This window comes from Alteromonas sp. P256, assembly GCF_036864455.1.
Lineage (GTDB): Bacteria > Pseudomonadota > Gammaproteobacteria > Enterobacterales > Alteromonadaceae > Alteromonas.
Window position 1 is genome coordinate 79,932 of sequence record NZ_JAZETM010000006.1, and the last position, 19,844, is coordinate 99,775.

The window sequence follows — 19,844 nt, forward strand, 5'->3', positions numbered from 1 at the left end:
CGCACTCTTGTTTCTTTAGTCGTTATTTTCTTTATCGCTTTGTTCGTCATCGTTCTCAGAACGCCTGCGATTTTCACCTAAGAAAAACTCATAGTAGAGGTCGAGAGCAAATTCAGACTGATCCTCTAACGTGGTTTGAATAGCTTCTAAATAGAGATTGGGTAGAAGCTGGTATTTTAACGCAAGATCTGGGGGAAGCTGTCTGCGTCGAAGCGTACTGTTTACATCGTTATTTCCAAGACCAACATCGACATTATACTCAACCGATAGCCTATCGTTTATCTGCCCTGTGAGGGAAAGCTTGTCCTCATTGGTGCTCAAGCTAAAGTCATCGATGCCAAGGGCGCTTCCCACCTGCCCGGTCAGCGTTTCTGTATTAGATAGTCCGAAGCCGAGTAATAGCGCCGCATAGTTAGGGTCAGATGAACCTGAATTGGGCCCAGAACCGGTTAGTAAATAGGATAAAACGCCCTGCTGATCCATTGCCGGCTGTGAAAATAGATTAATACTTGGCGAGTCTGCAGACCCGTCTATTCTAATGCCAGCAATCACATCGTCATCGGTTTTAGCTGGGTTTCGAATTGCCTCCACTAACAATGAAGGCTGGCTTATTGGGCCATTAAATTGTATTTCGCCAGTCTTTATTATCAGGTTTTGTCCGTAGGCGTTATATCGACCATTTAAAATCTGCAGGTCTCCGTATCCCACGAGGGCTGGCTGAGTATTTATGCGTATTCCACCATAAAGACTTGCCGTTAGACCAAAAGCTTCAATTTTCACTTCTTCTTTTTTGGCCTGGTCGATATTCACCATAACGCTAGCATGCACAATATCCAGCGGGTCTTCACTGCGAGGCTCTCCGCGCAAATGCACATCTTTTGACGGTGATACGGCGTTGTCAGGTAACGATGCAATTTCGATTCTGGCCCAAGGGATATTCACATCACCAGTGACGTCAATCTTTTCTTTTGTAGCAGCAATATCGATGTTTGGTGATACCTTAAGCCGCGTATTGGGTTGTCTAATTTCAAAAGAATCTCCCTGCAGCGTAAGGTTAGCACTGGGGGTAGACGACCAGTTTATATCGCCTTTTAGCGAGCCTTTGCCACCGCCCAATATAAACGAGCCGTCAAGATTAGCCTGTTGACCATCAAGCACAATTGACTGATTCCAATCAGACAGTGATACGGGGGTGTCTTGTATATCAATTGCACCATTTTCAATGGTGAGTTCGCCGTTTAAAGCGGGGTCGTCAATATAGCCGCCTAAAGTGATTTTGCCGTTCAGTAAACCTGTCAGCGTGCGAATTGCCGGAGACAAGGGTTTAAGTGGCGACACATCTAGCCCCTCCATCAAAAGCGAGCCTTCAAGAGGCTTTTTATCATCTAAGGGGCGAGTATTAAGGGTAAGTGTTGCATTACCAATATCTTCACTTGAAATTAACGAGGTAGACGTTAATTTTCCTTGCTTAATTTTACCTGAGGTCTCCATTGAGTTTATGGTCAACTCAATGGGCCTAGATTCTCCTAGCTGCCATTTGGCAGGACTTAACGAGGCTGTAAAGGTTGCGTCAATGGGGTCTGCCGCAGAGTAACTGCCCTGTGATTTCACTGTTAGTGCTGCGTCAGACGCCTTTGAAACCGTTAGGGGAACGAGCTCGTGAGCCCATAAGCCAACTGGCAACGATGAGGCTGTTACATCCCAACTGGCCTTGTTTTCTAAATAGTTAACATTTTCAATGCACAGTTCTCCTTCACCTCTTGAAGACCAGCAGTGGCTACTTATTATTGCAGTGATGGGGGCAGTTTGAGTGGGCATGCCAATATCGAGGTTAAACGGGGATGATAATAGCCAACGCATATTAGCAATTTCTAGCTTAGAGTCAGATATGGTGCCCTTCCAGTGCTGCGCTTTCCACGAGCCAGACATAGTAAGATTAACGGCATTATTAGGCAGGCTTAATGCTATTTCTGCATTGTGATTTTCATAGGTGCCGGAGACAGACACGTCGCCATTCAACGCTCCTTGCTGCGCGGCCTGAGCGTTCAAACTTGGCGAAACAGTAATATCAGATAAGGTGAGTTTGCTGGTTGTTGATGGGTTCTGCCAAGGGCCATTCGCTTTAATCGCACCTTTTACTGAGCCCGACACATCGCCATACAGCATGCTAATCTCTGCGATCTCCACATCAATATCGGCGTTTATGTAGCGTTTGTTGAGCACCTGAGCCACCGCTTTTATGCGGTTTTCGTTTTGCTCAACGTTGAGGTTTGCCACTAATAAATCGCTAGGGCCTGCGTATACAGCTTCACCTACTACTCGTATAGGTGAGCCCCGTAAATCGCCCGTAATATCCATATCACGTAAACTCACATGCAAACCTCCAGCCTCGGAGTATTGCAGTATGCTGTCGATATTTCCTTGCAGCTTCGCTGGGGAAAATTCACTAAACTGCTGAGCCGACACATTCGTCAGCGTTGTTTTGCCTTGCCATGCAATGGTGTCATTGAGGTACAAAGTACCCGTATTCTTAATACTGCCCTCTAAGGCCGATATATCAGCCTCATTCACATAAATATTGTTCTTTTTAAGTACTACATCTAACGCAACTGGAACGTCACCCATATCAGGTACATTCGCCGAACCATTGCCTTTAAGTTTGTAGTCGCCCATGGTACCGCTAATGGTTAGCTGGCCCGCATCTAAGCTTGCGCTTGGTACCATAGGAATAGGCTGAGCCTGCCAACTAGCGTCGAAATTTATTGGCAGCGACTCGGATAGAAAGTTTGCAGACAAGGAAGTGTTAGCAGTCACCATTCCAGTAGCTGCAATCGTCACATCAATATCATCAAGGGCTCCAGATGCATTCAAAGTAATATTTTGTTGCTGTCCATCTATTTTTGCAAAGCCATCTAACTCAATATCAAGGGGGTAATTATCTTTAAGGTTAGCTTCTATAAACCCCGCTACTTGACCTTGCTCATGCTTAACGTTCACTCTCTCTATGCGAATTGCTGAGCGTTGAAATGACATATCGGTTACTGATAGCAGAGCCAATCGCTGGGTGCTTTCATTTTGAGAAGAACTAGCATCTTGAGAAGAGCCTTTACCTTGAGAGGAGCCTGCACCTTGAGTGAAGCTTATATTTTCTATATTGAGCGCGCTAAATTTAATGGGAATGGGAGTGGCTATTGCCGGCAGTGACGGCACGTCGTAATTAAGCGAGTATGAAGTGGGTAGTGATGAACCGGAATATGTATCTGAGCCCGGGCCAGAGCCTGAACCTTGGCCTGATGGATTGCTTGGCGGTGTAGCTGCGCGGTTTGTACTCTTACTGCTATTTGGGTCTGTGCTATTACTATTAAGAGCAACAGCTAAGCCGCTTGCCTCTAAACTTTCAAATTCAATACGATTGGATCCAGAGAAATCCTCTAATAGTAAATCTTCAATTGTGATATTTGCATTGAGTAAGGCCACCGTCACATTCTTCAACGTAAGCTGCGCCACATCAACTGGAAGAGGCAGGGCAAAGGTGTCGCTCTGTTCACTCGCTGTATCGTTTTCTGCTGCAGCGGATACTTGTTCAACCGTGGCGTTTTCCACCTCAAGGCTGTTTACACAAACGCGAGGCTCAAAGACGCAGCGCCAGGTTATATCTGCATACAGCCGGCCTACGTCAACCCGCCACTGTGGATTGTTGTATGTCAATTTATGTATGGTTAGGGGGCCAGCAAATCCACCTTCAATATCCTCAATCTCTAGTTTATCAACAAAGGTATTGGCCAGTATCTTTACCGTAGGTCCGCCAAGAGGGCTGATGAGCAAAGCATATACTGCAACAACAAAAAATACCGGTGATAGCAATAGAGCGGAAATAGTACGCTTTTTCATATTTCAGGCCCTATTAACAAGTGAAAATTCCATTTGGCTTCGTCTGGAGCAAAACCTCGCGCAATATAAATTCTCACAGGACCTATAGGAGAAAGCCAATGTAGCCCTGGACCTACACTATAGGTAAGCTCGGCATCGGTGGTATTTGACGCGGTTCCTGCATCAACGAAAGCTGCCACCCGCCAATTATCGGCAAGCCGATAGGCATATTCCACGCTGCTTGTTAGTAGGTACTTACCACCAATGGACTCTATGTCAAAGTCGCCTGTACCAGGATTAAAGAGTTCAGCCTTTGGTGAAATATCTCTAAAGTCAAAACCTCTAACACTTTGATCGCCGCCGGCATAAAAACGCAGCGAGGTAGGAACGTCGGAAAAACTACTTGCCTTGATGGCGCCTAACTCACCGCGAATGGTCAATCGGTGTACATCGTTAAAAGTGGTAATAAACATTCCCTCAACAACCGCTTTGGCAAAGTCGATATCTGACCCCGCATCTTCTCGGCCTACTTGACCAAGAACTTGAAAATACAATCCGTTGTTAAAGTCTAACTCCCCATCTTTATTACGGTAGGTAATGGAGTACCCTGGCAGAACTAGCGAGGTGGTATTGGTATCCAATGCTCCTTGGTCGAAGGTTTCACGCAAGTAAGTAATAGAGCCGTCTTGTTGCCAAGGAGAATTGTCTTCTTGCCAATAGCGATGTGCAGACAGCGATAGCGTTTCACTTTCAAAGGAAGTATTGCTGTATTCAATAAATTGATAACCCGTTTCAAAACTAATGTAGTCGCGAGTGATGTTTTTCATAGGGATGCGGTAATCAGCAGAAACAGATTGTTCTGGTTGGGACACAAAAATATCCGCGTTTATTGAATGACCACGACTATTCACCCAGGGTCGTTCCCAGCCCAGGCTTATACGAGGGCCAGTATCGGTCGCGGCTCCAAGCGCTACATTGAACGAATCTGAGGGGCGATGCAGCAGCGATACTTCAATGGGAACTTGCAGTCCTTCGGCATCGCTCACTACCGGACGCGCGATAACACGGCTAAAATAGCCAGCCTGATTTAAACTGCGATTAAAATCGTTTAGTACAGAAGCAGAGTACGGGTCGCCTGGCTTAAACGGTCTGAGGCGAGAAATAATTGCTTTTGCTTTGTCGTCACCAACAATTTTTAGTTCGCCAAAATGATACTGAGGGCCGCTTTGCGCTATCAATAGTATGTTGGCCTGCTTCTCTTCCCTTACCAAGTCTAAGCGCGTTGCTTGCCAAAAAAAATCAAAGTATCCATGAGAGAGTGCATAATTGAACATTGAAGATTTAAAGCTTTCGTAAACCGGTTGGTTTAACACGTCGCCCTGCTTTAACTTGAAGGCGTTAAAGCGTTTACGGAATTCTTCGTCAATTCGACCCGCTCCAATGATTTCACGAGTCACCTTATTGACAGTTAACGGTGCGTTCAGCGATACCGACACCTTAACGGCACTCTCACCATTAACCGTTATAGACGTTTCGCTGTTGTAATAACCAAAAGGTTGAACGGCTGTAGCTACCGTTTCAGACACTTCGTCTTGCCAATAAGGGTCGCTCAATAAAGACTTTTCAACATCCAAATTGTTCAGGTGAATGCGGATATTCTCTTTTAGCTTACTGTTTTCGACCCCGGATATTGAATAGGATATGTCGCTTTCGGCGCTCACTGAAAAAGATGAGATAACCAAGATCAGAGCTAAAAATGGGGCAGCGACAGAAAATACACGTACCGAAGCTTGGCTGCGGCGTGATTTCATGCAGCAACACGTTGTACAGGTGTATGTAAGAAACAGTAGAAGTTTTTTTTCTACGGGTATTGAGGGCATGTAAATGCAGGATCCTTTAAGCATTAATTCGGTGTACGAGTTCACTCGCTAAAGTGTATTTACGGCTGAAAATAGTCACGAACACTCGCTGCAATATTATAACCTTTGACGCTCGTGATTTCCTTGTGTTTCTGTTTCTGTACCGGAGTCTTTTGCCACACCAGTACAAGTATTCAGCATACCACATTCACACATTCACACTGAAAAGCGCGACGAGAGAGAAAAATTTTGCGTTAACTGCAACAAAGTAGCAGGCTTTGCATTGGTTTCCTTCTTATTTAGATAGGTTCCTCACAAAGTAAGGCGTGGTGAATAGTGATTAAGCAAGTTTTCTCGTTTTACAGCATTAACCGATTAAGCCGTCAGTAATTGCGACAGATTCTCATAATGCTGGCGGCTTTTTAATCAGCTTTACGGTATAGTTGCCCCAAGCGCGCATCGGTGCGCTTTTTTCACTCCCCACTACTTTCATATAAGAGAAATTATGCCCCAAAATGCTCATGGCGCATCGCACGATGCCGCTGTTGTTCGAAAGCCTGTTCTAGGCATTGTTGAGTTTGTCGCATTGATGGCCACAATGACGTCCTTAGTTGCTCTTAGTATCGACGCAATGCTGCCAGCCTTATTGCAAATTGGGAAGTCGTTAAATGTGGAGCAGGCCCATCATACTCACTTGATTGTTACGGTTTTCTTTGTAGGCATGGCTTTTGGACAGATGTTTTTTGGCCCTTTTTCGGATAGCCGAGGACGCAGGCTGACTATTCTTGTGGGCCTTTGCATATTCGCGCTTGGTACGTTTGTGTGTATGTCGGCCACCTCACTTGAAACTATGCTGGTGGGAAGAGTCATTCAAGCGTTTGGGGTATCAGGGCCGCGCATTGCTTCAATGGCAATTATCCGCGACCTATACGTGGGAGACGCGATGGCGCGGGTGATGTCTTTTATCATGATGGTGTTTATTCTTGTGCCCATGTTAGCGCCTATTATTGGCCAGACAGTGATGGATTTATTTTCTTGGTTCCATATTTTTACGCTATTTCTTGTTGTTGCTACGATGGCCGGTATTTGGTTTTTCTCCCGACAAGGGGAAACCCTGCCAAGAGAACGGCGGAAAGCGTTTTCTTGGAAGCAGCTATTCGTATCTTCAAAATTAATTCTTACTAATCCATCGGTGATGGGATACACCTTCGCGATGGGCTGTATCTTTGGTTCTTTTCTTGCCTATTTAAGTGCTTCGCAAACTATTTTTCAGGTGTATTACAACGTGGGTGATATGTTCCCCTACATATTCGCTACCCTTGCCTTTTCTATTGGTTTAGCAAGCTATTTCAACGGCAAAATGGTGATGCGGTTTGGCATGAGGAAGCTGTGTCGATTTGCGCTAAAAGGTGCGAATGGTTTTGCTATCGTGTATCTAGCTTTGTTGATAGCCTACGATGGCCTGCCACCTTTAGCACTCACTGTATCGGTTATGTTTATTGGCTTTTTCTTTGTGGGGATTTTGTTTGGCAATCTAAATGCCATGGCCATGCAGCCATTAGGCGATGTGGCAGGGTTAGGAGCTGCGATTATTGGCTCGTTCTCTAGCCTTTTCTCGGTACCAGTCGCCCTGTTTGTTGACAGCTTTTTAGACGGTACCCTTATGCCAATTGGCATCGGTTTTTTCGTATTTTTTGCGTTGTCTTATGTGGCAGTGCGGTTTGCTGAACGTGTTAGAGTGTGCGGTGCGTAGGCATAAAAAAGCCCGACCAAAATGGTCGGGCAAAAGGGCTTATGAAAAGCACCTAACGACAGAAACTGTTTTACACTTCAATGGCCTTCATGTCAGTCATGTAGCCACGCAGGGTTGTTCCTACTGATTCCACACCGTGTGAGCGGATGGCCTCGTTAACTTCAACAAGGCGTTTGTTCTCTACTTGATTAGAAGTGGCAGGCAAACCTTTACCTATCACTGAAGTATCGATAGTAGGCATAAAGCTTTCACGCAAAATTGGAATGGCTGCGTTCGCAAACAAGTAGTTTCCATATTCTGCAGTATCTGAGATAACCACGTTCATTTCATACAAACGCTTACGTGCGATGGTATTTGAAATAAGTGGGGTTTCATGCAGTGATTCGTAATAAGCCGACTCAGGTAAAATGCCTGCTTCAACCATAACGTCAAAGGCAACTTCAACACCGCATTTGATCATGGCAACAAGTAGAATGCCGTGGTCGAAAAACTCTTGTTCACTAATTTTACCTTCGTAAGCTGGCGCGTTCTCAAAAGCGGTTTCACCGGTTTCTTCGCGCCACTTAAGTAGGTTTGCATCACCGTTCGCCCAATCTTCCATCATCGTGCGAGAGAATTCGCCGCTAATGATGTCGTCTTGGTGTTTTTCGAACAAAGGACGTAGTAACTCGGTTAGCTGATCTGAAAGCTCTGCGGCTTTCAACTTCGCTGGGTTCGACAGACGGTCCATCATGTTAGTAACACCGCCAATCTTCAGTGCTTCAGTAATGGCTTCTAGCCCATACTGAATAAGCGCACCGGCGTAGCCTGCATCAATACCGTCATCAACCATTTTCTCAAAAGCGAGTACTGCTGCAACTTGCTGCATACCGCACAAAATGGTTTGCTCACCCATAAGGTCAGACTTAACCTCAGCAACAAACGATGACTCTAATACACCTGCTCTGTCGCCGCCGGTAGCACTAGCCAGTGCCTTTGCAGTATCCCAACCTTTACTTTGCGGATCGTTTTCAGGGTGAACCGCAATCAGTGTTGGCACACCAAAGCCACGCTTATATTCTTCGCGTACTTCAGAGCCCGGGCTTTTCGGAGCGCACATGACAACAGTAATATCGTCACGAATTTGCTGGCCTTCTTCAACGATATTAAAACCGTGAGAATAGCTTAGTGTAGCGCCTTCTTTCATTAACGGCATTACCGCTTCTACAACGCTAGCGTGCTGCTTGTCAGGTGTTAGGTTGTAGACTAAGTCGGCATCGGGAATTAAGTCTTGGTAAGTACCAACGGTAAAATCGTTGCCCGATGCGCGTTTGTAAGAGTCACGCTGCTCATCGATGGCTGCTTGACGCAGTGCATAAGACACGTCTAAGCCTGAATCACGCATGTTTAAGCCTTGGTTAAGACCTTGCGCGCCGCAACCCACGATCACAATTTTTTTGCCTTTAAGGAACTGACAACCGTCAGCGAATTCATCGCGTGCCATGAAGCGACAGCGGCCAAGCTGATCTAGCTGCTGGCGAAGTGATAGGGTATTGAAATAATTAGCCATAAAAATTTCCGAACAACATTCATTTTTGTCAATATCAAACACCACCTTGGTGCTGACAGACCTCGTCTATGACGACTTGCTATGAAGATTAAAAGATTTCTTTTGTTTTGAAAAATGATATATTTGCAAGATAATATTGCAGATAGTGAAACGTTATGGATTTTCGCAGCTTACAACTCTTTAATCATTTAGCAACCAGCTTACATTTTGGTGATACGGCCGAAGCTATGTATGTGTCTCCTTCTACGCTAAGTCGCGTTATTCAAAGGCTGGAAGACGACTTAGGCTGCACCTTGTTTAAGCGCGATAACAGAAAAGTAGCCCTAACCCACAGTGGTCACAAGTTGCTGTCATTTTCAAAACAAGCCTTAAAAGAATGGCAGCAGCTGAAAATTGATTTAAAGGCAGACAGCGACGCACTGCAGGGTGAGATAAGTGTTTTTTGCTCGGTAACCGCCAGTCAAAGTCATTTACCAAGCATGTTACGGCAGTTTAGAGACCAGCACCCCGGGGTTGATATTCGACTTATTACGGGCGACCCTGCATTGGCAATCGAGAAGGTAAAAAGCAAGCAGTGTGACCTGTCTATCGCTATTTATACGCCTGACATGCCTACTGACCTTCACTTTTCAGCGCTTGACGATGTTCCCCTCGTGCTCATTGCACCTCGTGAATGGCGATTAACCCAATTAAGCCAGTTAGATTGGACTAAGCATAAGGTGATCATGCCCGAAACCGGGCCTACCCGACGAACCGCGTATCACTGGTTTGCAGAGCATGGAATTCGCCCTAATGTTTACGCCTATGTAGGCGGTAATGAAGCCATTGTGAGTATGGTGGCATTGGAATGCGGAGTAGGCTTTGTGCCAAAAGTTGTGTTAAACCACTCAAGTATGGCAAGTGCGGTAACCCAAATTCAGGTAGATGATATAGAGCCTTACGCCCTTGGATTATGCTGCCTTCAAAATAAGCAACATGAGCCTTTAGTCGACGCTTTCTTAAAATTAGATGTGCGCAGCTAATGTTTTAGTTAGTACCTATTTACTATCTATTGATGTGACAAAAACAGAAGCTAACTTTCTAGCTTTTTTAACAGCTACTTAGTTGTTTAATTAAGTTATCAAGGGCGCGATACCCTAAAGCTTCACTAATATGAGCCCGGCTTACGGCCTCTTCGCGGTGCAAATCAGCAATGGTTCTCGCTACTTTTAACGTGCGATGAAACACCCGCATCGATAAGTTGAGCTGTTTTGCTGCCGCCTTTAAAAAGTGGAGATCGCTGCCGTTTACTTTACACACGGAAGCCAGCTCTCCAGCACCTAGCGACGCGTTTGGCTTTCCCTGTCTCATTAGCTGAATATGGCGCGTGTCGGCGACTTCTTGTCTAACCGTGTGCATTGAATCGTCAGCGCTGGGCTTTGCGATAGGTAAGTCATAATCGGGAAGTCGGGGAACTTCAACTTGAATATCTATTCTATCAAGTAATGGGCCAGACAACCTATTCAAGTAATTAAGCTGTTGTTGAGGAGAAAGGCGATTGTCGTCGATATCACCTGTGGGACTGGGGTTCATTGCGGCAATCAGCTGAAAGTTTGCTGGGTACGTAGCACTGCCAGACGCCCTAGAAATATGCACGTCGCCTGTTTCTAATGGTTCTCGCAATACGTCTAATGCTTTTCTGCCGAATTCAGGTAATTCATCCAAAAACAATATGCCGTTATGGGCTAAGGATATTTCCCCAGGTACCGGGTTTGAACCGCCCCCAGTAAGGGCAATGGCAGAGCTTGTATGATGGGGAGAGCGCAAATGGCGATGCATAAATTTTTCAGCATTAAGCGTTTCGCCTTTTACCGAATAGACAGAGGCAACCTCTAAGGCTTCTTCTTCAGTGAGCGGAGGCAGCAGGGCAAGCATACGGCTGGCCAGCAAGCTTTTTCCTGTACCCGGAGGCCCAACCATCAATAAGTTATGTGCTCCACTTGCCGCAATAATCAGTGCGCGTTTTGCCTGTTCTTGCCCAATGATATCGTCCCACCCCACGTCGCTGTTACACGTAGAAGTAGGTGTGAACGGTTGGCCAGAGGAGAGCTTTTTATGGCCACTTAGGTGCTCAAAAACAGAGAGTAAGTCAAAAGCCGGCAGCCGAGCAGCGTGGGAAACCAGCGCCGCTTCAATATCATTATCGCCGGGGTAAATAAGCGGTATATCTTCGTTTGCGGCGGCTATAACCACGGGTATCAGGCCGCCAACAGGCTTTATGTCGCCATTAAGCGCAAGTTCGCCGACAAAGGCAATATTAAGTAAGCTCGTGTCAGGTAAGTAGCCGGCTGCAACCAATATGCCCATTGCAATGGGCAGGTCGAACCGCCCTCCAAATTTGGGAATATCGGCGGGGGCTAAATTAACGGTGATCCGCTTTGCAGGAAAATCGAAGCCACTGTTAATGAGCGCGCTTCTTACTCGCTCCCGTGCCTCTTTTACGCTAGTTTCTGCCATGCCCACTAACTGAAAAGCCGGCAAGCCGTTGGCCAAGTGAACTTCAACGGAGATCTCAGGTGCAGAAAGCCCCTGTCCTGCGAAGGTTTTAACAACGGCCATACTCATATATTTACCCCAGTACTGTCTTACTGCCTCTTGGTGGGTAAACAATGTAAATGAGGGAGCCGCCTTGCGTAACTGTACAAGGGGCGTGTTGATCTAACTCTGTTCGCTGTAAAATACCGGCAACTGCCAATGCCACCGCAAGCTGCCTAAGCGCAATAGCACTGTGGTTATCAGTGCAGCAATACCGCACCACTGTGTTGCAAGGTCGAAATACAGGCCAACGCCATAGGCAAAACCACCGGCAATACACGTCATCGCATACAGTTCACCGTTTAATACCAGCGGTACTTCTCGGCAGATAACATCTCGCAGCAGGCCACCAAACACTCCGGTTATTGTTCCCATGGCTACAGCAACCGCGATGCCAGTATCATTTGCTAAGGCTTTCTCAATCCCCACTACGTTAAATAGTGCCAAACCGAAGGCATCAGCAATTAACAGGTAATGAAAAGGAAATCGGGGGCTTATGCGCAGCCACAAAATAGGAATAAAAGCGGCAACAAGGGTGGTATATAAGTAATCTGTATCAGCAATCCAGAACACGGGTACGTCTAGCATTACATCACGCAGTGTGCCGCCGCCAATGGCTGTTGCGCTAGCCAGCACGATAACGCCAAATCCGTCCATACGCTTTTGATAGGCCATTAAGGTACCAGAAATCGCACATACCGCTACACCAGCAAGGTTTAGCCAATGAAACCAATCAAACATCTATACCCGCCCTGTATCTGAAAGTTACTATTTGTGAAAATGACTATTAAAAGCCGTTTAAACCGCAAAATACTTGATTCAATATTGGGTTTTATGATATTTCTTTGCGCACACTGTACGTACATAAATTCAGCGAGACAAAATCTCGACTTGCAGCGGCCACTGCGAGTGTATGTATAAAGCACGTTATAGTGTAGGACAAGGGTCGCCATAACCCTAACCGAACAACTTTTCATTTTGTGCGCGTGTCATGCAGATGCATTTACTTAAAAAGAGCACCTGCAGCTAGACACACAGCATGTCAATTATACCATTAAAAACAACGCCACAATGGTAAGTTTTAAACAGCCTTTTCTGTCGCAACGGCGAAGAGTATTGCGCTACATTCATGATGATTCAGCACATGATGTTTTAGCGCTACTGTATTCTTTCGCTAACTAATTTCTGATGTTGCTGGTATTTACGCATGGGTTGACTATGGTCGATAGGTACCCTTTAAAATGGACGTCTTAGCCTAGACGCGAGATCAGCAACAGCAATAAAACTCACTTAGCAGGTAACGGTATCTGCTAAATTTTATTTGTTCGTTTGACTATATCAACAGGAGGGATTTATGCCCAAGTTACGTTCTGCAACCACCACGCAAGGCAGAAATATGGCAGGAGCTCGCGCGCTCTGGCGTGCCACAGGTATGAAAGACTCTGACTTCGGAAAGCCTATTGTTGCTATCGCCAACTCATTTACCCAGTTTGTACCAGGGCATGTGCACCTTAAAGATATGGGGCAGTTAGTTGCTCGCAGTGTTGAGGCCGCAGGCGGTGTAGCCAAAGAATTTAACACCATCGCAGTAGATGACGGTATTGCCATGGGTCACAGCGGTATGCTTTACAGCCTTCCATCACGAGAAATTATCGCCGACGGTGTGGAGTACATGGTTAACGCACACTGTGCAGACGCTATTGTTTGTATCTCAAATTGCGACAAAATTACGCCGGGAATGCTAATGGCGTCGATGCGCCTAAATGTACCAGTTGTGTTTGTATCGGGCGGGCCTATGGAAGCCGGCAAAACCAAACTGTCTGATCAACTTATTAAACTTGATTTGGTCGATGCCATGGTGGCCGCCGCTGACGACAAAATAAGCGATGCGGACTCAGATGAAATAGAGCGCTCAGCGTGTCCTACCTGCGGTTCGTGCTCGGGTATGTTTACGGCAAACTCAATGAACTGCCTGACGGAGGCGCTAGGGTTATCCCTGCCAGGGAACGGCTCTATGTTGGCAACCCATGCCGATCGTGAAGGGTTATTCAAAAAAGCGGGTGAGCAAATAGTCGAGTTGTGTAAGCGTTACTATGGCGATAACGATGAGAGCGTATTGCCGCGTAATATTGCTAATTTTAGCGCCTTTGAAAATGCCATGAGCCTTGATATCGCCATGGGCGGTTCAACGAACACCATATTGCACCTTCTTGCGGCTGCAATGGAAGGCGAAGTGCCATTTACTATGGATGATATAGATAGGCTGTCTCGTAAAGTCCCTCATTTATGCAAGGTTGCGCCTGCTACTCCGCAATACCATATGGAAGACGTGCATCGCGCTGGTGGTGTTATCGGCATTCTCAACGAATTAAATAAAGCCGGCTTACTGAATAAAGATACTTTCCACGTTCTAGGTAAGCCGCTTACCGATGTCATTAGCGACTGGGATATTACTAATCCTGAGAATAAAAAAGCCATCGAGTTTTTCCGTGCCGGCCCAGCAGGTATTCGTACCACTAAAGCATTCAGTCAAAGCTGCCGTTGGGATGAAGCTGATGCAGACAGGGAAAATGGCTGTATTCGTTCAATTGAAAATGCGTTTAGCCAAGAGGGCGGCCTTGCGGTGCTTTACGGTAACGTGGCTGAAAACGGCTGTATTGTAAAAACCGCTGGCGTGGATGAATCTATACTGACGTTTGACGGCACTGCACGTATTTACGAAAGCCAAGATGACGCGGTTGCGGGCATTTTAGGCGATGAAGTCAAAGCAGGCGATGTGGTATTCATTCGTTATGAAGGCCCTCGTGGTGGACCGGGTATGCAAGAAATGTTGTATCCAACGTCTTACCTCAAGTCTAAAGGGCTTGGCAAACAGTGCGCACTGGTTACCGACGGTCGATTCAGTGGCGGTACTAGCGGCTTGTCTATCGGTCACTGTTCCCCTGAAGCTGCAAGCGGTGGTGGTATTGCTTTGGTTGAGCATGGCGACAAAATCAAAATTGATATTCCTAATCGCACCATCAACATTGAGATAAGCGATGAAGCCTTGGCTGAGCGACGAGCGAAAATGGAAGCAAGCGATAAACCGTGGCGTCCAAAAGATCGCGTTCGCGAAGTGTCCACATCGCTTAAAACATTTGCGGCCCTTGCCACAAGCGCAGATAAAGGTGCGGTTCGAGACGTGACGAAATTGGAAGGGTTATGAGTGTAAGCGATCACGAGTATCTAAAGAAAATTCTGTTGGCGCCGGTGTATGATGTTGCCGTTGCCAGCGAGTTGTCTTTTATGTCTTTGCTATCGGCCGAGTTGGGCAACAACATCTTTTTAAAGCGCGAAGATCAGCAGCCGGTCAAAAGCTTCAAGCTTCGCGGTGCGTACAACCGAATTCACTCCCTTTCTCAAGCGCAGCTTGAGGCGGGCGTGATAGGTGCATCGGCGGGTAATCATGCGCAGGGCCTTGCATATAGCGCTAAAATGAAGGGTATTAAGGCCACTATCGTCATGCCTGAAACCACGCCTGACATAAAAATAGACGCTGTACGTCGCTTTGGTGGTGAGAATGTAGAGGTTGTGCTGCACGGCACGAGCTTTGACCAAGCCAGTGGTCATGCAAAATTCCTATGCCAAGAGTTTGGCTATACGTTTGTTCCTCCTTTTGACGATCCTGATGTAATTGCAGGTCAAGGCACCGTAGCCCGTGAGTTACTAGAGCAAAACCCGAACCTTGATATTCTATTTGTAGCCGTTGGCGGCGGCGGGTTAGCCGCGGGTATTTCTGTGTATCTTAAGCAGCTTAAACCTAGCATCAAAATTGTTGCCGTAGAGTCAGAAGAGTCAGCTTGCTTTATTAAAGCTAAAGCGGCGGGTGAGCCAACCGAACTGGATAGTGTAGGCATTTTTGCTGATGGTGTGGCGGTAAAAGTTATGGGCCAAGAGACCTTCAGACTGTGTAATCGCCTAATCGATGAAACCATTACGGTGACAAACGACGAAATATGCGGCGCTATTAAGGATATTTTTGACGATACCCGCGTTATTGCTGAGCCAGCTGGTGCGTTATCGGTTGCAGCTATTCGTAAATATGCCAAAGAGCACAACCTACAAGGAAAGTCCTTAGGCGGCATTTTGTGTGGGGCTAATATTAATTTTCATACGTTGCGCTATGTGTCTGAACGCTGTGAGTTAGGCGAGCAGAAAGAAGCCGTGTTTGCGGTAAAAATTCCAGAGACCAAAGGTGCGTTTAAGCAGTTCTGTGAGTGCGTTGGCGCTAAAGCGATAACCGAATTCAATTATCGTTATGCCAGTGAAAACGAAGCGCATATTTTTGTAGGCGTAAAACTCAAGGGAGGACAGCAGGAATTTGCTGCGCTTCAATCAGACTTAGAAAATAAGGGGTACGACTGCTTTAACTTAACGGATAACGAGTTAGCGAAGCTGCACGTTCGTCATATGGTGGGGGGAAGACCGCCTAGCATACTTAACGAACAGGTATTTAGTTTTGAATTTCCAGAACGCCCTGGCGCCCTGCTTAACTTCTTAAACAAGCTAGGCGAGCAGTGGAACATCACCTTGTTCCACTATCGTAACCACGGGGCTGCTGAAGGGCTTGTGTTAGTTGGCTTTGATATATTGCCAGAAAGCCGTGAAGCCTTTAATCAACACGTGGTAGAGCTTGGTTATAAATTTGAAGAGGTCTCGGACAACCCTGCATACCGGTTCTTCTTGTCTCAACCTGCACGCTAACGATTTGCTCGCTAGCAATTATTAGCAATACCAGTCAGTTTTTCCTTACACTGCTTCAACGTAAGCCTTAGCTTACCTTGGAGCAGTATAAGGGCACTTTTTTTACCAAGATTTTCTATTAAAACCTTTTTATTTAAAACGCTTTAGTCCTTGCTCGAATTAAGTGCAACATTTTCAAGATGTTGCATCATCTCAGGCCAAATGAGCGCCATAACGTCTTCACGAAGGGCTTCGCATTCTTCAGAGTACTTCAAGCTGCCGTCTTTTTCTGAGTCTAACCAGTGGTTTTCTTTTAAGGCACTGATAAAGCTTGATAATACGTTCTTATCGTAAAACTCTGGCGAGCTTAGGCCATAAAGAACAGAAAGACGTTCTGCTACTTTCTTACTTTCTCTCTCAAGTGCGCCTCTGCTGATAGACTTTTCTTTATCCAATATGGTCAGTACAACAGCGTAGCGCTGCAGCGTTTCCTGCATACACCGGCTTAACAACCATGCAGAATGGTATTGCTTACAGTGTGCGTCAGGAGGAAGTAACTCGTTATCAACCTCGCGCAATAGCCCGTTGGTAACTAATGTTGTGATAAGTGCATCGGTATGAGCAAGGGCTTCATCTTGAGAAAGGTGAAGGAAAAGCTCTTTTTGCAGCAGTGGATAAAGTGACGCAATAAGCTCAAACACCTTATTCTTGCTGATCCCTTTTTTAGCAAAAACCGATGCCATTATTAGCCCAGGAATGGCGAACAAGTGCAAAATGTTATTGCGGTAGTAGGTTAAGTAAACAGCCGATTTAGGTTGCGGGCTTATTAGTCTGCCGTAATCGTCATCTTGTATGTCAAAGCGGCCAAGTTTCAGCGTGTCTTTCAGCAATTCGTCGGCAGACGCCTCGGGAATTGTTGCATCATTACTAAACGGAGCCTGTTTGAACAAGTCGATAAAGTCGCCCATCGCCTGCTTAAGCTCTGCTTCGCTCATGGTTTGCGTTTTTGAAGACAACAGGCACAGCGAAATAAGCGCCATACCGTTAAGCGCCGCTGCTCTATTGATGCGGGTCATCACATCGTTAGCCAGTTCGTTAACTGCCGGCGTTAACCATGCTGGCTTTTTCTCTGGCTCGGCTTCACGGCACTCTCGCCAATTTGGAACGTGAGATTCTAAAAACTGATTAAGTTGAATTGGCTCGCCAAAGTTTACGTAGCCATGGCCATAATTTTTAAGCTTTTTGATGGCGGTGAAAACTTGAAGGTTCGATTCCTTTTTCTTTTTAGAGCCTTTCAGCTCATTCAAATAGCTTTTCACTTCCATCACGTTTTCGTAGCCAATGTAAACGGGTACAAGGCTAACCGGGCGATTTACACCTTTCAGCATCGCTTGAATGGTCATTGCCAGCATGCCCGTTTTAGGTGGAATAAGCCTTCCCGTGCGGCTTCGGCCGCCCTCGGGATAGTATTTCACCGAATAACCTTTATTAAACAAGAGCTCTAAGTATTCTCTGAATACGGCAGTGTAAAGTTTATTTCCAGCAAAACTACGTCTTAAGAAAAACGCACCGCAGCGGCGAAATATTTTACCTACCGGCCAGAAGTTTAAGTTAATGCCGGCGGCAATATGCGGTGTCACCATGCCTTCGTGATAAATAACATAGGTGAGCAAAAGGTAGTCCATGTGGCTTCGATGGCAGGGCACATAAATAATTTCGTGTCCATTAGCCGCAAGCTCGCGAATGCGCTCTGCGTGACCCACGCTGATACCGTTATAAATCTTGTTCCAAATTCGGGTAAGTATTCTGTCACCAAAGCGAATTAAGCCTTCACGATAATCCGCAGCTACTTCGGTGATGTAAGACTGCGCCCGCTCTTTCGCTTTTTCGTGTGAAATCTTTTTCGCCCGAGACTCTTCTGCCATTGCACGACGCACGGCATCAGAGCCCAATACGCTGTTGTTGAGCTCTTGTCGCTCTAGCAATGTGGGGCCGGTCATACTTTGGCGTTTGCGATGAAAGTGAGTACTTGCCACTCTCACAAGCTTTTGCGCAATGCTTTGATCACTACCGTGCTGATTTGCCATTGTGCGAGCGGAGACGGCTTTCGAATAATTGACAAAGTTATCGCGTCCTAAAAACAAGACAATTAATAGCTTTTGAAGCCAGCTTGGTGCCGCTTTGTAGGTAATTAAGTCTCCTAAACCTGGCTTGCCTTTACCCGGTGTTCTTCCCCAGGTGATAAATACGGGCACTACCTGAAGATCTAAATTTTCGTGGTCGCGATGCAAATGGAATAAATCAGTAAAGACATCTTCAATGCCGGTGCTGTCGCCACCTGAGCGAAAAAGCGGCTGAGTTTTTCTTAAAAATAAGGTGGAAGGGTATTCTCTGCCCGCAAGAGTCAGCGTATCCGTAGGACTAGGCAGTCCTAACGCTTGTGTAGACATTCTTAGCGCTAACTGGTCGGTGACCGAGTTAGTGGGTAATAAATAGACAATGGGCTTTTCTTTATCGATTCCAAGCTCAGAGTCGACGTTCACTGGAATACTGTGTGCTTTAACAAGCAACTTAACAGGATAATGAAATACCGATAAAAAGGCTTTTCGCATCCACGACATGAATTCTGTCATCCTATGAAATAAAAACGCGATGAGTGTATCACAAAACCGGTAATGTCTCCTTTTAAGCTGAATTTGAGCAGGCGAATTAGCGCAACACTGAACATTAACGTAAGTGACGAATTAATAGCAAAAACGACCTAATCATTAACGCTAAACGTCGCGCTATATCTTAACGTGTATAACGCATGGCCACATTGCAGCGCTCGTAGGCACTTCCGTACTTGTTCATTGTTTCTTTGCAGTGCTCAAATCCATTTTTTAAATAAAGGTGAATAGCCGCCTCACAGCGCTTATTGGTGAGTAAAAATAAGGTGTTGTGAGCGATAGAGGGCGCTAAGGTTAATACATATTGTAATAGCTGCTCACCTACTTTAAGGCCTCGTGCATTAGAAGCCACGCCCATTTTTGTAAGCTCAAAAACGCCTTCCGATTTTTTTGCCAATGCGCAGGCTCCCACCACACCTAGGGTTGGGTGTTTGGCGAACCAGATGTGGCCACCGTTATTAATAATAAACTCTCTAGGGCGAGAAATAACATCTTCATCAACGGGTTCAAGAACAAACATAGTTTCTATCCATTCTCTATTTATCGAGTCGAAGTAAGGCGATAAATTATCGCTAAAAGGTAAAAACTCCAGAGGTAAAGACTGTTCCATAGGTGAAAATTAACTGAATGGTAAGTAATGCTATGCTAGATAAAAAACGCCACAATGAATAGGGTTGTTAGTATCTTTATCATTAAGCATTGTATCAATGGAACATTGAGACCTTTACAGTACCGTCAAAGAAATAGGGGTTGTAGAAGTCAGAATTCTGGCTAAAAAATTGTTTTGTAATCATTTTTAAGTTGGCGTTTCATGTATATCTCACTATTTTTATATTAGATTTTATTTA

Annotated in this window: 11 protein-coding genes; 4 read left to right on the forward strand and 7 right to left on the reverse strand. The window is 45.8% G+C overall.

Going from position 1 to position 19,844, the window contains the following annotated elements; genetic code table 11:
• Positions 1–15 precede the first annotated feature (15 nt).
• Positions 16–3,891 (reverse strand): translocation/assembly module TamB domain-containing protein, encoded by a 3,876-nt coding sequence (locus V7R39_RS10955; RefSeq protein ID WP_334030688.1) that lies wholly within the window; start codon positions 3,889–3,891, stop codon positions 16–18.
• On the reverse strand, positions 3,888–5,681 hold the full coding sequence (locus tag V7R39_RS10960; RefSeq protein ID WP_334030689.1) for an autotransporter assembly complex protein TamA: 1,794 nt from the start codon (positions 5,679–5,681) through the stop codon (positions 3,888–3,890). The genes V7R39_RS10955 and V7R39_RS10960 overlap by 4 nt, the downstream gene beginning before the upstream one ends.
• Positions 5,682–6,234: 553 nt before the next feature.
• On the opposite strand from V7R39_RS10960, the gene V7R39_RS10965 reads away from it, so the two are divergent.
• Positions 6,235–7,482: a multidrug effflux MFS transporter gene (locus V7R39_RS10965; protein ID WP_334030690.1), complete on the forward strand. Its 1,248-nt coding sequence runs from the start codon at positions 6,235–6,237 to the stop codon at positions 7,480–7,482.
• A 70-nt stretch (positions 7,483–7,552) separates the two neighbouring features.
• Here V7R39_RS10965 and ilvC read toward each other — a convergent pair whose 3' ends face one another.
• A complete protein-coding gene (gene ilvC / locus V7R39_RS10970; protein WP_334030691.1) occupies positions 7,553–9,031 on the reverse strand; it encodes a ketol-acid reductoisomerase in 1,479 nt (492 codons plus the stop codon).
• A gap of 155 nt (positions 9,032–9,186) precedes the next feature.
• Between ilvC and ilvY the strand changes: the two genes are divergently transcribed.
• Positions 9,187–10,053 carry an HTH-type transcriptional activator IlvY gene (ilvY, locus tag V7R39_RS10975; RefSeq protein ID WP_287008560.1) on the forward strand — a complete coding sequence of 289 codons (867 nt, stop codon included), beginning with the start codon at positions 9,187–9,189 and terminating at the stop codon, positions 10,051–10,053.
• Between the two features lie 67 nt (positions 10,054–10,120).
• On the opposite strand, the gene V7R39_RS10980 is transcribed toward ilvY, so the two are convergent.
• On the reverse strand, positions 10,121–11,635 hold the full coding sequence (locus V7R39_RS10980) for a YifB family Mg chelatase-like AAA ATPase (RefSeq protein WP_334030692.1): 1,515 nt from the start codon (positions 11,633–11,635) through the stop codon (positions 10,121–10,123).
• A gap of 93 nt (positions 11,636–11,728) precedes the next feature.
• Positions 11,729–12,346 (reverse strand): trimeric intracellular cation channel family protein, encoded by a 618-nt coding sequence (locus V7R39_RS10985; RefSeq protein WP_032095282.1) that lies wholly within the window; start codon positions 12,344–12,346, stop codon positions 11,729–11,731.
• Positions 12,347–12,959: 613 nt separating this feature from the next.
• On the opposite strand from V7R39_RS10985, the gene ilvD reads away from it, so the two are divergent.
• On the forward strand, positions 12,960–14,810 hold the full coding sequence (gene ilvD, locus V7R39_RS10990; RefSeq protein WP_334030694.1) for a dihydroxy-acid dehydratase: 1,851 nt from the start codon (positions 12,960–12,962) through the stop codon (positions 14,808–14,810).
• Positions 14,807–16,348, forward strand: coding sequence for a threonine ammonia-lyase, biosynthetic (gene ilvA, locus V7R39_RS10995; protein WP_334030695.1), 1,542 nt, complete (start codon positions 14,807–14,809; stop codon positions 16,346–16,348). Before ilvD ends, ilvA begins: the two co-directional genes overlap by 4 nt.
• Positions 16,349–16,491: 143 nt before the next feature.
• Here ilvA and plsB read toward each other — a convergent pair whose 3' ends face one another.
• Entirely contained in the window at positions 16,492–18,948 is a 2,457-nt protein-coding gene (gene plsB, locus V7R39_RS11000; protein WP_334030696.1) for a glycerol-3-phosphate 1-O-acyltransferase PlsB, read from the reverse strand.
• 172 nt (positions 18,949–19,120) lie between these two features.
• Positions 19,121–19,606 (reverse strand): GNAT family N-acetyltransferase, encoded by a 486-nt coding sequence (locus V7R39_RS11005; RefSeq protein WP_287008564.1) that lies wholly within the window; start codon positions 19,604–19,606, stop codon positions 19,121–19,123.
• Positions 19,607–19,844 lie beyond the last annotated feature (238 nt).

Bases quoted from the DNA above. Each gene is read 5' to 3' on its own strand.
- V7R39_RS10955 (WP_334030688.1), bottom strand. From the start codon at position 3,891: ATGAAAAAGCGTACTATTTCCGCTCTATTGCTATCACCGGTATTTTTT.
- V7R39_RS10960 (WP_334030689.1), bottom strand. From the start codon at position 5,681: ATGAAATCACGCCGCAGCCAAGCTTCGGTACGTGTATTTTCTGTCGCT.
- V7R39_RS10965 (WP_334030690.1), top strand. From the start codon at position 6,235: ATGCCCCAAAATGCTCATGGCGCATCGCACGATGCCGCTGTTGTTCGA.
- ilvC (WP_334030691.1), bottom strand. From the start codon at position 9,031: ATGGCTAATTATTTCAATACCCTATCACTTCGCCAGCAGCTAGATCAG.
- ilvY (WP_287008560.1), top strand. From the start codon at position 9,187: ATGGATTTTCGCAGCTTACAACTCTTTAATCATTTAGCAACCAGCTTA.
- V7R39_RS10980 (WP_334030692.1), bottom strand. From the start codon at position 11,635: ATGAGTATGGCCGTTGTTAAAACCTTCGCAGGACAGGGGCTTTCTGCA.
- V7R39_RS10985 (WP_032095282.1), bottom strand. From the start codon at position 12,346: ATGTTTGATTGGTTTCATTGGCTAAACCTTGCTGGTGTAGCGGTATGT.
- ilvD (WP_334030694.1), top strand. From the start codon at position 12,960: ATGCCCAAGTTACGTTCTGCAACCACCACGCAAGGCAGAAATATGGCA.
- ilvA (WP_334030695.1), top strand. From the start codon at position 14,807: ATGAGTGTAAGCGATCACGAGTATCTAAAGAAAATTCTGTTGGCGCCG.
- plsB (WP_334030696.1), bottom strand. From the start codon at position 18,948: ATGTCGTGGATGCGAAAAGCCTTTTTATCGGTATTTCATTATCCTGTT.
- V7R39_RS11005 (WP_287008564.1), bottom strand. From the start codon at position 19,606: ATGGAACAGTCTTTACCTCTGGAGTTTTTACCTTTTAGCGATAATTTA.